The sequence below is a fragment of the Oleiphilus sp. HI0128 genome (genome assembly GCF_001635365.1).
The window spans coordinates 1-13,397 of the sequence record NZ_LWGG01001593.1; the positions used below are offsets into that span (position 1 = coordinate 1).

Annotated in this window: 13 protein-coding genes and 1 pseudogene; 9 read left to right on the forward strand and 5 right to left on the reverse strand. The window is 42.6% G+C overall.

Features of this window, described 5'->3' with window-relative positions; all coding sequences use genetic code 11:
- On the forward strand, nucleotides 1–863 hold an 863-nt coding region (gene dnaB, locus A3763_RS26070), incomplete at its 5' end, for a replicative DNA helicase (RefSeq protein WP_068760745.1).
- The gene (gene alr, locus A3763_RS26075) at nucleotides 860–2,020 is read left to right on the forward strand and encodes an alanine racemase (protein ID WP_082865236.1); all 1,161 of its coding nucleotides are present in this window, start codon (nucleotides 860–862) and stop codon (nucleotides 2,018–2,020) included. The genes dnaB and alr, both read left to right, overlap by 4 nt.
- A gap of 21 nt (nucleotides 2,021–2,041) precedes the next feature.
- Here alr and A3763_RS26080 read toward each other — a convergent pair whose 3' ends face one another.
- Nucleotides 2,042–4,174 carry a hypothetical protein gene (locus tag A3763_RS26080; protein WP_068553600.1) on the reverse strand — a complete coding sequence of 711 codons (2,133 nt, stop codon included), beginning with the start codon at nucleotides 4,172–4,174 and terminating at the stop codon, nucleotides 2,042–2,044.
- A gap of 65 nt (nucleotides 4,175–4,239) precedes the next feature.
- The gene (locus tag A3763_RS26085; RefSeq protein WP_068634229.1) at nucleotides 4,240–6,021 is read right to left on the reverse strand and encodes a hypothetical protein; all 1,782 of its coding nucleotides are present in this window, start codon (nucleotides 6,019–6,021) and stop codon (nucleotides 4,240–4,242) included.
- 313 nt (nucleotides 6,022–6,334) lie between these two features.
- Between A3763_RS26085 and A3763_RS26090 the strand changes: the two genes are divergently transcribed.
- Both A3763_RS26090 and A3763_RS29835 read left to right on the forward strand, forming a co-directional pair.
- A complete protein-coding gene (locus A3763_RS26090; RefSeq protein ID WP_068634228.1) occupies nucleotides 6,335–7,147 on the forward strand; it encodes an SDR family oxidoreductase in 813 nt (270 codons plus the stop codon).
- 190 nt (nucleotides 7,148–7,337) lie between these two features.
- Nucleotides 7,338–8,093, forward strand: a pseudogene (locus A3763_RS29835) (SDR family NAD(P)-dependent oxidoreductase); the annotation flags it as partial.
- A 112-nt stretch (nucleotides 8,094–8,205) separates the two neighbouring features.
- Here A3763_RS29835 and A3763_RS29840 read toward each other — a convergent pair.
- Nucleotides 8,206–9,195, reverse strand: a complete 990-nt coding sequence (locus A3763_RS29840; RefSeq protein WP_082880612.1) for a sterol desaturase family protein — start codon at nucleotides 9,193–9,195, stop codon at nucleotides 8,206–8,208.
- 14 nt (nucleotides 9,196–9,209) lie between these two features.
- The gene (locus A3763_RS26105) at nucleotides 9,210–10,271 is read right to left on the reverse strand and encodes a 1-aminocyclopropane-1-carboxylate deaminase/D-cysteine desulfhydrase (protein ID WP_068511422.1); all 1,062 of its coding nucleotides are present in this window, start codon (nucleotides 10,269–10,271) and stop codon (nucleotides 9,210–9,212) included.
- Nucleotides 10,272–10,475: 204 nt separating this feature from the next.
- On the opposite strand from A3763_RS26105, the gene A3763_RS26110 reads away from it, so the two are divergent.
- From A3763_RS26110 to A3763_RS26130, 5 genes are all read left to right on the forward strand, one after another.
- A complete protein-coding gene (locus A3763_RS26110) occupies nucleotides 10,476–10,895 on the forward strand; it encodes a hypothetical protein (RefSeq protein WP_068511421.1) in 420 nt (139 codons plus the stop codon).
- 10 nt (nucleotides 10,896–10,905) lie between these two features.
- Nucleotides 10,906–11,340 carry a PilZ domain-containing protein gene (locus A3763_RS26115; RefSeq protein ID WP_068511419.1) on the forward strand — a complete coding sequence of 145 codons (435 nt, stop codon included), beginning with the start codon at nucleotides 10,906–10,908 and terminating at the stop codon, nucleotides 11,338–11,340.
- A complete protein-coding gene (locus A3763_RS26120; protein WP_068633199.1) occupies nucleotides 11,333–11,827 on the forward strand; it encodes a hypothetical protein in 495 nt (164 codons plus the stop codon). Before A3763_RS26115 ends, A3763_RS26120 begins: the two co-directional genes overlap by 8 nt.
- Before the next feature lie 3 nt (nucleotides 11,828–11,830).
- Complete coding sequence (locus A3763_RS26125; RefSeq protein ID WP_068553709.1) at nucleotides 11,831–12,421, forward strand: SCO family protein; 591 nt, start codon at nucleotides 11,831–11,833, stop codon at nucleotides 12,419–12,421.
- Between the two features lie 104 nt (nucleotides 12,422–12,525).
- Nucleotides 12,526–12,825 (forward strand): hypothetical protein, encoded by a 300-nt coding sequence (locus A3763_RS26130; protein ID WP_068512472.1) that lies wholly within the window; start codon nucleotides 12,526–12,528, stop codon nucleotides 12,823–12,825.
- Here A3763_RS26130 and A3763_RS29285 read toward each other — a convergent pair.
- Nucleotides 12,822–13,397: hypothetical protein (locus tag A3763_RS29285; RefSeq protein ID WP_068512475.1), on the reverse strand; the 576-nt coding region annotated here is incomplete at its 5' end. The two genes, A3763_RS26130 and A3763_RS29285, sit on opposite strands and share 4 nt — an antisense overlap.

Genomic DNA, 13,397 nt, shown 5'->3' on the forward strand with positions numbered 1-13,397 from the left:
TCCTAACCAAGACGCTAGAACGTATTGATGAGCTGTTTAATGCCTCGGGTGGTATTACCGGTGTCACGACGGGTTTTAGAGACCTGGATGAGATGACCTCCGGTCTTCAGCCTTCGGACCTGGTTATCGTTGCGGCTCGACCTTCGATGGGGAAAACGGCCTTTGCAATGAACCTGGTTGAGGCCGCCTTAATTAAAGCAGAGAAGCCTGTATTAGTATTTAGTATGGAAATGCCGGCTGACTCAATACTAATGCGTGTTATCTCCTCATTAGGGCAGATTAACCAAACCAGAGTACGTTCCGGTAAGCTGGAAGAGGATGATTGGCCACGCTTGACCTCTGCGGTGAGCATGCTCAAAGACAAGCCCCTCTTTATTGATGATACGGCAGGTTTGAGCCCGACGGAGGTTCGATCTAGAACTCGGCGTGTCGCGCGAGAAATTAAGCAGGATATAGGTCTCATCATGATCGACTACCTTCAGCTGATGCAGGTTCCTGGCATGACGGAAGGTAGAACAGCAGAGATTTCTGAGATATCGCGATCTTTAAAAGCTTTGGCGAAGGAAATGAACTGTCCGGTGGTAGCCTTGTCTCAGTTAAACCGTGGCTTGGAGTCTAGGCCGGATAAGCGCCCTATGAACTCAGACTTGCGTGAGTCAGGAGCAATCGAGCAGGATGCCGATGTTATTATGTTTATCTACCGTGACGATTATTATAACGAGGATAGCCCTGATAAAGGTATGGCCGAGATAATCATTGGTAAGCAGCGTAACGGGCCGATTGGTAAATGTAAATTATCATTCCAGGGGCAATATACTAAATTTAATGATTTGTCTCACGCTGATTATGGAAACGAGTTTTGATCGAAAAGCTTAGGCGGGCAGAAGGTGTTAATTTGTGTCTTGAGGGTGAGGGCTTTTCAGGCGGTCGTCCATTATATCTTGAAGTAGACGGGCAGGCTTTTCGTCATAATATAAAGCGTGCAGCAGAAATATCGAAGGCTACTTCTTTAATGGTGGTGCTTAAAGCCAATGCCTACGGTCATGGTCTGATCGAGATGGCAAGGCTTGCTGGCCAGCATGACTTGGCAGTGGCAATTCCCGAAGAAATGCGCCAATTGCGTGAGGCTCAGCTCGCTAATCGAATATGGGTACTTGAAGGACCTTTTGCTAAGGCCTGTATCGAGGATACAAGCAATGTGATTTGGGTGGTCCATAGCTTATGGCAGTTGGCGCTGTTTGAAAATCAAACTCAGGCTTCTGAGTATAAAGTTTGCTTAAAGCTTGATACCGGAATGAATCGCCTGGGTATGAATAGCGAGGACTTTGCACTTGCATTGAAGCGAATTGAGTCAAATCAGTACCTCTCGCTCTATGCTTGTATGACGCACTTCTCAGCAAGTGATTTGCCAGGGGGGGAGCAGGTAGATCAGCAGCTTCAGCGCTTTAATTCTGTTATACAAGATATTGAGTCGGATGAGCTCTTACTGAGCACGGCTAACTCCGGTGGTATTCTATATTATCCTCATAGCCATAAAGATATTGTTCGACCTGGTATTATCTTATATGGCGCAATGCCGTCACCAGAGAAGCAAGACCAGAATTTTGATTTAAAGCCGGTGATGAAATTAAAGTCTGCAATCATGGCTGTTAGAGAGCTTTCTATCGGAGAGCGTGTTGGCTATGGCGGCCGCTGGCGAGCATCTCGTGAATCACGAATTGCAACAGTCGCTTGCGGTTATGGTGATGGTTATCCCCGACATGCACCAGATGGAACGCCGGTAGCGGTTTTTGATTCCGCGTCACAATCCTTTGTTCGAGCCCCGCTTGTAGGGCGGGTATCGATGGATATGTTGGCAATTGATATAACGGATATTCCTTCTTGTGGTCTTGGCAGTCCTGTTGAGCTGTGGGGGGATTATATTAAGGCGGACGAGCTTGCATCTTTGGCTGGTACGATTGCCTACGAGTTATTTTGTAGTATTACTACTCGTGTTCCAAGGCTGTTGAGTGGCGAATAGAGTATTCGCCACTGGGCCTTTTTAAGGTGCTTCTTCGAGGAGTTCTTCGCTCTCTGATGGTTCTTCAGAAGTATCGTCATACATAAACTTCATGTCGCCAAAAGAGCCTGTCGGGTTGATGAAAGAAAGGCTGCTCGGAAAGAAGTAGGTCTTGACCGGTGCGTCATGTTCATAGCTATCTTTAACTTTCACCTCACCATGAAATTGGCTCTTTATGTCAATATCGATAACCTCTGCGATGTTGCCAGGCAAAGTCCCTATTAGAGCGCCATGCCCCAAGTCATGATCTTGATTATACTGATAGATATTAGGGTTAATGAGAGCGGGAATAGTTTTCTCTCCAACACTTAGTAATGTCGTATCATTTGAGTTGATGATAGCCTGTTCTACGGGGGCACCCGAGCTATCAAATAAGTTGGAAATTCGTCCCCATATTGAGTTCGCAATATCTGGGAAATGACTTGTATAGAGTTCGCTGTCGAAATTTTGAGCAAACAATTGTGGCTGGCCGTCAGTTTCACGCTCGAGGTGAATGAGTATGTTGTCGTCGCTGCCCTCAATATAGCTCGTATAAGTATCTGATGAAGGAAGCCCTGCCGATTCTATAAAAAGACCTAGATCTCCGGTTAACTGGACCGAGGAGCTGGAGTCGATGTTAGATTGCTGGTTATCTTCAGCAAAAAACTTGCGAATGATGATGTTCTGCGATGTGCTGATCATTCGAATGTCTTCTACTTCTGCCGCTGAATACTCCTTGAGCGTGGTAAGGGTCTCTTCGGTGGATACACCTTCAATCATATGAAGATTAAGTCCGTCACGTATATACAGTCTATCAGTCTCTTGATGATAGGAAAGTTGAGAGTCTTCAGGGTTTTGAAATACAAAAATTGGTGTTTCAAAGCGATCTTCACGTTCTTCAACATGGCCGCGATCAAATATTGCTAGAGTGGGGAGTTTAATTAAGGCGTCGTTATGTCTGAACAGAATAGCATTCTCAATATAGGTGAACCATTGATCTTGGTTATTCTTATAGTTTGGGTCTCGGTTGATTAGCTCAACGCCAAGCTCAGTAAGACCAAATGAGTATTCGAGAGTGTCAAAATTACGATCAGATTCTTTAATATAGAATTCATATTGATTCTTTAGGTAGTTAAATCCAAGGTAGCCAAACTCTTTGGTTGAGGTGTTATAAACCGGGTGCTCGGCGTACATTAAGGCTTCACTTGAATTTGTTACTCGTCCAACCCAGGCCTGACTTTTCTCAAACGAGGTTTCCTGGTTGCTTGCTAAAGAGTGGACTTCATCTATTTCCTCTTTACTTAGGTATAAATGTTCTTCGTGGTTACCGTAGAAAAAATCGTGCTCGTGGGTGTGGTAGTGAGGGTGGTTGTTAGGGTCGAAAGGCAAGCCATCATCGCCAATCTCGCCAGCTTCGTAGGCGTGATCGTGGTCATGGTCATCTGTATGAGTATGGGAGTGGCTACTAACATGAGTATGGCTATTGATAGATATACGGCGAATCTCATACTCGGTATCTGGGTCTTGTTCTAGGTCAATTTGGTAGTAATTGAATGTGCTGAGAGCACAGTCCTCGGGTGCTGTTTTTACATATAGTTTATGTTCATTTTTGTACAGTATCTCATCAATGAGTCGGTTTTCTTCATCAAGGGTTAGAGACGGCCGAATATCGCAAATAAGAGGGGGCTTGCCATCCACAGGCTCAAAATTGACAATTGGGTGGGCATAGCGAGTCACTAATTCGAATAAAAATATAGAGGAACCTTTGCTGTAAGCAATAAGCTCAGGAAGCAAGGTGTGTATAAGTGAAGAATTGCTGTCGTCACCTTGAACTTCTTCTGCCTCGTCGGTGTCTAGATATACAATGTGGCCTTCAGGAGAGCTAACTAAAGTTGGGTTTTCATCGTCTGGCCCAATGAATAGAGAAAGTCGCGCTGCGCTGTCCTCGGTAAAATGGGCTTCTACAATCTTGCTTTCGCCTGATTCCGGGTCGAACTCATATAGTGAGTTGTTTTTAATAAATGGAAAGTTCAAATTTTCGATTATTGGTGGCAACTCGGTGGTGGTTTTGTTTGACTCAGAGCAAGCTGCTATACCCATCATCAAAATGGCTAATATTAAAAGTCGTGAATGCATTTTCATCTGCTTGGTAACCCTATTCCTTTTGTAAATGCGTAAACTCAATGAACGCTGCTCAAAAACTACATGCCATCGACTAATAATAACGATAGAGATTGATCTTCAATATCAGGATCTGGTGTTTCTTGACTGGGGTTAAAAATGAAGCTGAAATTGGCGCGCTGCTCGACCCCCTCAAGAGAGTAGGTCGCTTCAAAGTTTAGAAAGCTATAATAATCGTTGATGACGCTTCCATTCATGAATTCGAGGTTTGATAATTCATGGAAGATACCGTAGCTAAAGTCAACGGAGCGGTGCTCTTTATTCCCATTTTCATTCTCTCGTGATGACTGTGCCAGCGCACGGCCATTATCTTTGTCTTCATCATATTTATACAGATAGGCTCCAGAAAGCTGCCGCGTCCCACTAACATTCTTAACTGGCGACGATGATATGAGTAAAGGTAAGTCATCTTGATTTCTCATATCCTTAACAAAAATGAGGGTGCTTTCCTCGAAGCTTGTTGGTTCGTAGTTGCTGTTCTTTTTCGTCAAAATATGCGCTTGTGAGCCTGACTCGCTATTGTAGGAGTTGAAGTGGAATGTATCGTCATTGATGTAAATCGAAATTTCTTCGGACTCATCTATATTGCTCTCGTTTCCTGTCTCATAAATGACAGTTAGCAAGTCATCTTTTCCAGTCTCTTCGGTAAGTAGTAGCAACTCGTTTGTGCTGTTTAGTCGATAAGTTAGCGAAACATCTTCCGTACTCTTGCTATTACTATAAATAAGCTCAAACCGATCACTTTCGTATAGATAAAGGTCGTTTTCAACCTGGATTACAAAGTTACTTTGCTGAACTGGCTGGCTGGTATTAAGGGTAAGGTTTGTATAACCGTTGAGCGTTAATGTTGGCGTATCAAATATAGCGTTAATGCGTGCTTGTATAGGAGTTGAGCTACTTGTTGGGTCATCGACAGTAAATAGATATGAAGTTGGTATAACAAATAAGTTAGATCCTTGCTGGGCCAATATCTTGTTATTTGATACTTGAGTAAAAGTAAGGGGTTCTGTGAAAGGGAGTTGTGTACTCCATTCTATTGTTTGTATTTCGTTAAAACGGTCTATTTCTGCATAGTTAAAAGATAGTTCGGAAGAGTTGTTGTTATAGCTAAGGTAGCCATAGTTTCCTTGCCATACTGATGAAATTACTTTTGCTGAATCGTAGTCAATAACTAACTCGGGATCGTGTTTTCCCTCAGAAACGACGCTGTGCTCAAAGGTTGTGTAGATGTCCTCATCAATCAGAGTAGAAAAATCAATTTTTTCATAGAAAATATCGCCATCACAAGCGGTTGAAGCCGAAACATGAAGGATGATTTCAGGAAGGTGTTTAGTGCTGACATTGGACTCTTTTCGGTCTTGAAAAGCGTGGGTTGTAGGCATTCTAATAGCTGAGATACCACAAATATGGCTACTTAGATTTGCTAATACATAATGTTTGTTATTGTTGGCTTTGTCGAGATCGAAGAGGTTTATAACGCTTTCTTCTTGCGAGTTTCTCGTTACATAGGCTATGTATTCGAAACCTTGTTTTTCTTCATCTATGTCGAAAGCTAGTGCGGTCTGAAAGTCGTTAGTTGCTTCAGCAAAATCGGCGAGCTTGTAGGTTATAAGGTTGTCATTCTTGATAGTGTAGTAGCTGATAGTGTTATCAACAGTATTAATATAGGCGTTATAGGTATTCACCTCAGGTGGATCCACAGGCGTCTTATGGTCGGTGGTACATGCCGTCAAAAAGAAAATGCCTAGTGGCAGTGTTAGCGATCCTAGCAAAGAGTGAAGGTTAGGCAATAAAGCTCTCATTAGCGAATGCATCCTGATTATGTAATGATGATTTTATTAGGGCATGTAAATACAATTAACCACTGAGTATATCTGTCTTACATAGTGAAAAAAAATCTAACAAAAATGAATGGGATAAGGTTCACACTATTAAGGTCGCTCAGGTTCAATTTGACCGTCACTGGGCTCGTTGAATTGATTCAGTATTCCCTTAAATTGCATTTATCAAAGTAAACAGAGTTAGCCATAAGTGTAAGTCAGGCTTCCATCTAAGCTGTGAATATCTAATAATTCAAAGCTATTCCTACTCAAAAAATAATAATAAGAGACAGTTATGTGCCGGTGTTTGGTGACAGGAGCAACAGGTTTTATTGGGAAACTTTTGGTAGAAGGTCTTCTTAAGCAAGGGCATGATTTGCTTGTGTTGGTGAGGAATCCTGATACTGAAAAATACAGCGAACTTATTTCCAAGTGGCGAGCTTTATCCTTAGTGCTAGACAATGGTTCTTCGTTGGATGTTTGGTGTGGCGATTTAAATAGCCAGTTTATGGGGCTCGATAAGACTTCATATAGTTTTTCAGATTTTGATCATGTTTTTCACCTTGCAGCAGTGTACGATCTGGGGGCGCCTGAAAAACTCGTTATGGAAACGAATGTTCAAGGTACGGAGCGTTTGTTTAGTACGCTGGTTTCTTCAGGTTTTACTGGTCGAGTTCATATGCTCAGCTCGATGGCTGTGGCAGGAGACTTTCAGGGCACCTTTTCCGAGGATATGTTCGATGAAGGTCAGGAGCATTCGCATACCTATCATTTGAGTAAATTTCAGTCCGAGGCTTGTGCCCGTCGTTTTAGGGATGAGCATAATATGGACTTAAGGATTTATCGGCCTTCTGCAGTAGTAGGCGACTCAACAAGCGGTGAGATTGATAAAATCGATGGGCCATACTATATGTGCCTGTTAGTAAGTTTTTTAAAGCGATATTTACCTTCATGGGTGCCAATCCTTGTTCCTAAGTTAAAGGCAAATCTCGATGTTGTACCTCGGGACTACCTTGTTGAAGCTATATTGCTCTTGAGTCAGTCTGAGGACTTGGGGGGGGCAAACTTGTTTTCACCTGACCGGCACGCAGTCACTACCTTTACATAAAGCTTTTACGCAAATTCTTCGTGCAGCAGATGGTCCAAAAGTTGGCTTTTCTTTGCCTGTAAGGTCTTCAGGTATACAAGGTGGCGTGTTTAAGCAACTAGGTATGCTAAAGCAATTGAAGGCAGTTCAGATCGCTCTCGATGGACTTTTCGAAAAGCTAGGTATTCCTTCGTCAGTCTTTTCAGCACTAATGCCAGGCCTGAAATTTAGTGCAGATTCAACACAGAAACTTTTAGTTAAACAGGGCTTGCGAGCCCCAGCATTTGAAGATTATGTCGATCAGTTATGGGACTACTACAATCGCTATTTGGACCCTGCTAAGAACAGAGAGGGCTTGGCTGAACTCGCCCTTAATAATAAAACAGTTTTAATTACAGGCGGCTCAAGTGGAATTGGCTATGCGAGCGCCAAACGGGCTCTGAGTTATGGTGCTCGAGTTATTCTGGTTGCCCGGCATCAAGATAAACTAAATGAGTGTAAAGAGGCATTAATTGCCAGCGGTGTAGACCCAGAACGAATCGACATCTATACGTGTGATTTATCCCATTTTGATGAGTGTGACGCGCTTGTTACCTATATAGAGGATAAGTACGTTTCACTTGTTGTTTTGTCTAGTAATGCTGGACGCTCAATTCGTCGTTCTCTTTCTCGCTCTGAAGGGCGTTTCCATGATTTGGAGCGAACGATGCAGTTAAATTACTTTGGGGCTTCGCGCTTGATTTTGGGGCTTCTTCCTTCCATGGTCAAAAATGGTGGAGGGCATATTCTTCATTCTTCTTCAATGGGTACTATGGCTGTCACGCCACGTTTTGGGCCTTATATGGCAAGCAAATCTGCTATGGATGCGTTGTGTGACTCACTGGCTGCAGAGTTTGCTAACCGGGATATAAGTGTCACCTCGATAAAATTCCCCTTGGTTAAGACCGAAATGGTTGCGCCAACGAAAGAATATAAAAATGCCGACCTGGTAAGCGCCGAGGATGCGGCACAAATGTTTATTGATGCGGTGATAGATAAGCCCAGAAAGCAACTTACCGGAATGGGCCTGTTTTTGGGGGCTATATCTTTATATGCGCCAGAATTAGTAACCCAGATCTATAACTACCTTTATCAAATATGGCCTGATGAGCAAGGAGAGTACCCCGAAATGGGCTTGGATAGGGCGCTTTTGACAAGTATTGTGCCGAACTCACCTTTATAGGGCTGTCATCAGTAGTGATATTTTTGAGCTGGTTAATTCTGTCGGGTGCTTCGTTTTTTACTTCTGATCCAGGGTATTTGTGTTCTTGTTTATAGCGTAAATATTCTTTTATGTACGTGCCAAAATACTTATCCAGATAATGAAGCGCCCCGGCATAGTTGCCTTTAAAGCGTGAATGATGAAAGTCGTGGTAAACCGGGCCGTCATATAAAGGCAAAAACCGCAAAGGATTCCATGGAAAGTCATAGCCTGCATGGCCGTCAGCGGCTTCAATATTTCTAATAATAATCCAGGCATAGAGCACATAAAGATGGCAGCCAAGTAAAATAGGGCCGAGCATGGCTAGACTGCCGATCAAGATGAACTCGATAACATGAAAGTAGTTACCGTCTAATGCGCAGGTGTTGTGAATTCTATGATGGACCGAGTGAACCTTGCGTAGCATCCATTTGTTTTCATGTAGCCAGCGATGCATTAAATAGAAAAGAAAGTCATCCAACAAAAGAAAAAAGATAATTTGAATTACCCAGACGTACCAAGCTGGTATAGGGCCTTCGTGAATATCGCTATAACGGAGAATTGGCCAAAAGATAATGAGGAGCACAAGCATGATCAGCGAATTGAAGCTGATTCTAGCGATATTGGGCCAGAAATATTTTCTTACCTGGAAGGGTTTGTCTTGAATTTTATAGGGCTTTGCCCAATCTGGGTCAAGCCAAGCAAGAATTGTCCAGGGGGTGGCAACGACAAGAAAAGTACCGACACTCAGGGCGAGTGTCGCGACGGGAAAGGCTAAAAACATAGGGTCTTGATACAGTTCAAATAGTTCGTTGAGTTGTTCTATCATTGTTCGTTAGTCCCTTATAGGCTCGTGTTGGGTGTCAGTAGTGCTTTAAGCTCTTGGGGGAGTGCATAGGTTTTTGAACTAGCTGGTAGCAGATTGGTGTCACGAGAGTTGAACGTGTGCCAATAGACAAAAGTTTTATCTTTCTCGGCTTGAGCGTGACTCAGTACTGCTGCCGCAGTTTTCGCTGTATAGGTTGATTCGAGGTTTATATGATGAGCTGCAAATAGCTTGAGCGCGGCCTTACTTGCTGTGGTGCTTAAACCGTAGCCATCACCGAAAAAATAATTGTTTAAGTGTATTTGGGGCGCTTTTTTTATTTCCAGCTTGTCGGATCGATGCTTTAAATAATTAGCCGTTCTCATCATCAGTTTAGCAATAGTTTTATCTGTGCAAGTTTCAATGGGGCCGAGATGCGATGGGGCGACACGAACGCCAATGACTTTGGTTTTTAGTCCCAGTAAGTTACAGCCAAGGGTCAAGCCGGCAAGTGTTGCGCTAGAACCCACAGGACAGTATAGATAGTCAGGTTCGGGAATTAACTGAGCATCAATTTGCATTTTCAGTTCAAAAGCAGCATTGACGAAGCCGAGGCAGCCAACAACATTTGAGCCTCCTGCGAACAAGCTATAAGTCTGCCTTTTCTCAAACAAGCTTCGTTGATAAAAATGGAAAGCCGTTTTAGCGATCGTTTTTCTGTAGTCCAGTTTTGCACCAAGTTCCCACATTAGCCGAAGATTGTTAAGAACGGTGTCTGATATGGCCTGATCGAATAATATAATGTTGGTAGAAAGCTTGTACTTACTGCCAAAATAAGTGGTCGCAACGCCATGATTACTGCCGATTGCTCCAAATGTTAAAATACGCTTCTTGTTCGCTTCCAACGCATCGGCGAGGATGAACTCAAGCTTCCTAACTTTATTTCCTCCGTATTCTGAGTGACTTAAATCGTCTCTTTTTATCCATATATTAGAAGGAGGTCCTCCAAATTTTGTGATAGGTGCAGGAAGGTCTGCAAAATTCAAGCAAGGACAGGCACTTTTAAGTTCCGGGAAATGTTCAAAAATAGCTTTGTTCATCGTATTATTGTTGTTTGTTGTACTAATGTTGATAAGTATTGTGTTTGATAATAAATATTAGAGCTGCGCTAGCGTAGAATTATTCTTTAGGTATTTATTGACATATTGCGACCTTAAAGGCCGCTTGGGCAAAATTCGTAGTTCTTGTATACTTGAATGATTAGCTTTCGACACTTTTTACGTAAAATTAAGGCAAGGTTTGTTATGCAAAAGATAAGGTTTATAGCAATTACTGCTTTGTCTGTATTGTTAAGTGCATGTGCCGCAGTGTATCACGCGGCGGAAGAAGGGAATTCAGGGTATAGGGATCTAAAAGCTGGGAAAGGGATTTTTTATGTGGAGTATACCGAGAGTGCGAATCGTAGTTGGGAAACGATTCATGGCTTTGCACTAAAGCGCTGTGCTGAAATAGCAAAAGAAAATGGTTACAAATATTTCGACGTCTTGTCTAAAGATGAAAAAGAAGTCTATCTTGAAAGCGATATAGATCAGATAAATGTGGCAAGTCTGGGAGGGGGAGCTCCTGGCAGTTGGAATATACCGGTTAGCAGTTCTTATTCTGTGGAAGGCGTTAAGGTCGAAGGGCGCCGTGTAACCTATAAGATACAACTATCAAATCAATGAGAAAATAATAATGGCAAATGAGCGCCGACGGACAGAACGGCATAATTGGTTGCGTTTGGAATCTAGTGTTTACATTAAACGAAGCCTTTTTAAAAAGGAATGGATACCTGTTGTACCTTTTGACTTCAGTCGTTATGGCATGGGGATTCAGACTGACGAGGTCTATCACTTAGGGGACGAAGTAGTTCTATCCCTAAAGTTGTTAAAAGAGGATGTAGAAGTTGAGTTGCCTTTGCTTAAAGGGCTTGTTCGATATAAAGAAAAGCACCATAGCCGATTTAATTACGGTGTTGAGTTTAGTTTTGCCTCTAAGCATGACAAGTTAAAGATTAATGATGAACTGGTTGCAATTGAACAGATTTTGAGAAGGTTCGAAAATGACAGAGCCGCGTCGACAGAGGGTAGCTTAGATAGCTCTTCGACTGCGGGAGCCCCGGGTGGCTAAGCTGAAAGATTATGTGACGGGTGCGCTGCTTGTTTGTCTTGTTTTTTTAGGCCTAATTCTTTTTGCCTTGTATGACAAAAGTGCACCCAACGAGCACCAAAAGCCTGATTATAATTTTAGTTCCGATTGCGATATTAGTGCCGATGACTGTCGTTTGCACCTATTCAATGACTTGGAGCTTAGACTTCAAGTAAGTCCTAGTGAAATTAAAGCCCTAGAACGTTTCCAGTTGAAGTTACATACAATGAACAATGCTGGAGCAGAACTCTCAAACCTTGTTGCTTGGGTTGAAGGGCGAGATATGGATATGGGGCAACACTTCTTATCCTCCAAAGCTGAGTTGGCTAACGAATTTTTATTAAGTGGAATGATTCCAATATGTACGGTCGATGCTGAGATGGTATGGCGCTTAGTTGTCAACTTTGAGTTTCAGGGGAAAACGATTCGTTTAGATTTTGATCTTAAGACTTCTCAGCATGGGCTCTAAGCTATGGTAAATAGGCTTCCTTTCACAATTCTTCTTGTCGGCATTTCTATCGCAATTATTGTGCTTGCAATGCGTTTTATGTCTTCAGATATAGAACGGGATATAAAAGCTAAATACCTTAAAGCGGGGGACTTTGACTTACTGCACGAGGGTAAAGCATTTAGCCTGGGCCAATTGCGCGGCCATCCTGTCATTCTTTATTTCGGCTACACTTACTGTCCTGATGTATGCCCTGTTGGTTTGTCAAAGATACGAGATGTATTGAGCAGTCATGAAGACTTTAAGGATGTCCCCGCATTGTTTATAACGGTTGATCCGCATCGTGATGATGATAAGCGTTTAAAAGAATACACCGGATTCTTCCATCCAAATATTATTCCTTTAAGTGGGAGTGTTGAACAAATTACTTCGGTTAGCTCAGCTTACGGAACTTTTTTCCGTTCAGGTCGTGAAAAGGCAGGTGAAGGCAATAGCTATACAGTTGATCATAGTGCTTTTGTCTATTTGTTAGATGATCAAGGAAGGTTAATGCGAGTGCTTGATCATGACGTTCAAGCTGAGCAAATATCTGAACTACTTCATAAGTTGCTGTGATTACTAGATTTTCACTTGCGATAGTACCTATCTATTTTTTATACTCGTTACATCTTGTTACTTTTAAATATTGAAATAGACAATAACAATAAGTGGGATCAAAGATGGATTACGCCGACGGCCTGAAAAACGTTCTAATTCAAAAAATAAATAAAACCGAAAAGAGCTTATATAGCTTAAAGCTGGACTATTGCCGCTTTGTATATGGCTTATCTCATCGCTCTAAAGTTATGTATGATCAGGTAGTTTATCAAGTTAGATCTGTTGATCTTGATTCGATGACTCGAAGCGATGGCGGTGAATGGAGTCGCCCGGTAATAAGTGCTGTGAGAATTGAAGATAACCGACCGGTCAATAATGAGGCCGTTGATTTAGGCCGGAATTGGGAGCTATTTGCCGGTTAGGCAAATATTCCCCACTCATCAAGCTGTGCACTCAACGACATTTCCTTAGGAATACGGTCATAGCTTGACCAGTTCTTGGCAGCCTTCGCGCCAGCTCTAACCATTAAGTCGTTGTCACTACTAAGTTTTCGGTAGAGTGCTTCCCTGTAGTAGGCGAGCGCATTTTCTGTCGTCAAATTTAAATTAGACTTTAATACCAACATCGCTATCTCTTTCCTGCTTTGAGTGCCGCACTTTGCTTCTTTGCCAATCAAATCGATTGCTCCAATCAGGTAAAGGCTAATCGCTTCGCGTAACCAAGACAGATTCTCCTGGTGCAGGTCACCATAATTTCTTTTGATGTCTAACAGCTGGATGCCAGAAAAGGTTTGAGCTTTTTTAAGACTTTCCATCTTGGTTTCGTACTCTTGATTATCGACAACATCGCCTTGCATCAAGCGCTTAATCACTCTGTCAATATGCCCGCTCTCTGCGTAGCCAGCAGCTGTGTATAAGTTATGTACGCGGAAGGCAAGTGTGCCGAGCAAAGTAAGTAATGCTATTTCAAGGCTATGTATGAAAACAACCAGCAT

Coding starts and splice junctions, on each gene's coding strand:
- A3763_RS26080 (WP_068553600.1), bottom strand. CDS start 4,174: ATGCATTCACGACTTTTAATATTAGCCATTTTGATGATGGGTATAGCA.
- A3763_RS26085 (WP_068634229.1), bottom strand. CDS start 6,021: ATGAGAGCTTTATTGCCTAACCTTCACTCTTTGCTAGGATCGCTAACA.
- A3763_RS26090 (WP_068634228.1), top strand. CDS start 6,335: ATGTGCCGGTGTTTGGTGACAGGAGCAACAGGTTTTATTGGGAAACTT.
- A3763_RS29840 (WP_082880612.1), bottom strand. CDS start 9,195: ATGATAGAACAACTCAACGAACTATTTGAACTGTATCAAGACCCTATG.
- A3763_RS26105 (WP_068511422.1), bottom strand. CDS start 10,271: ATGAACAAAGCTATTTTTGAACATTTCCCGGAACTTAAAAGTGCCTGT.
- A3763_RS26110 (WP_068511421.1), top strand. CDS start 10,476: ATGCAAAAGATAAGGTTTATAGCAATTACTGCTTTGTCTGTATTGTTA.
- A3763_RS26115 (WP_068511419.1), top strand. CDS start 10,906: ATGGCAAATGAGCGCCGACGGACAGAACGGCATAATTGGTTGCGTTTG.
- A3763_RS26125 (WP_068553709.1), top strand. CDS start 11,831: ATGGTAAATAGGCTTCCTTTCACAATTCTTCTTGTCGGCATTTCTATC.
- A3763_RS26130 (WP_068512472.1), top strand. CDS start 12,526: ATGGATTACGCCGACGGCCTGAAAAACGTTCTAATTCAAAAAATAAAT.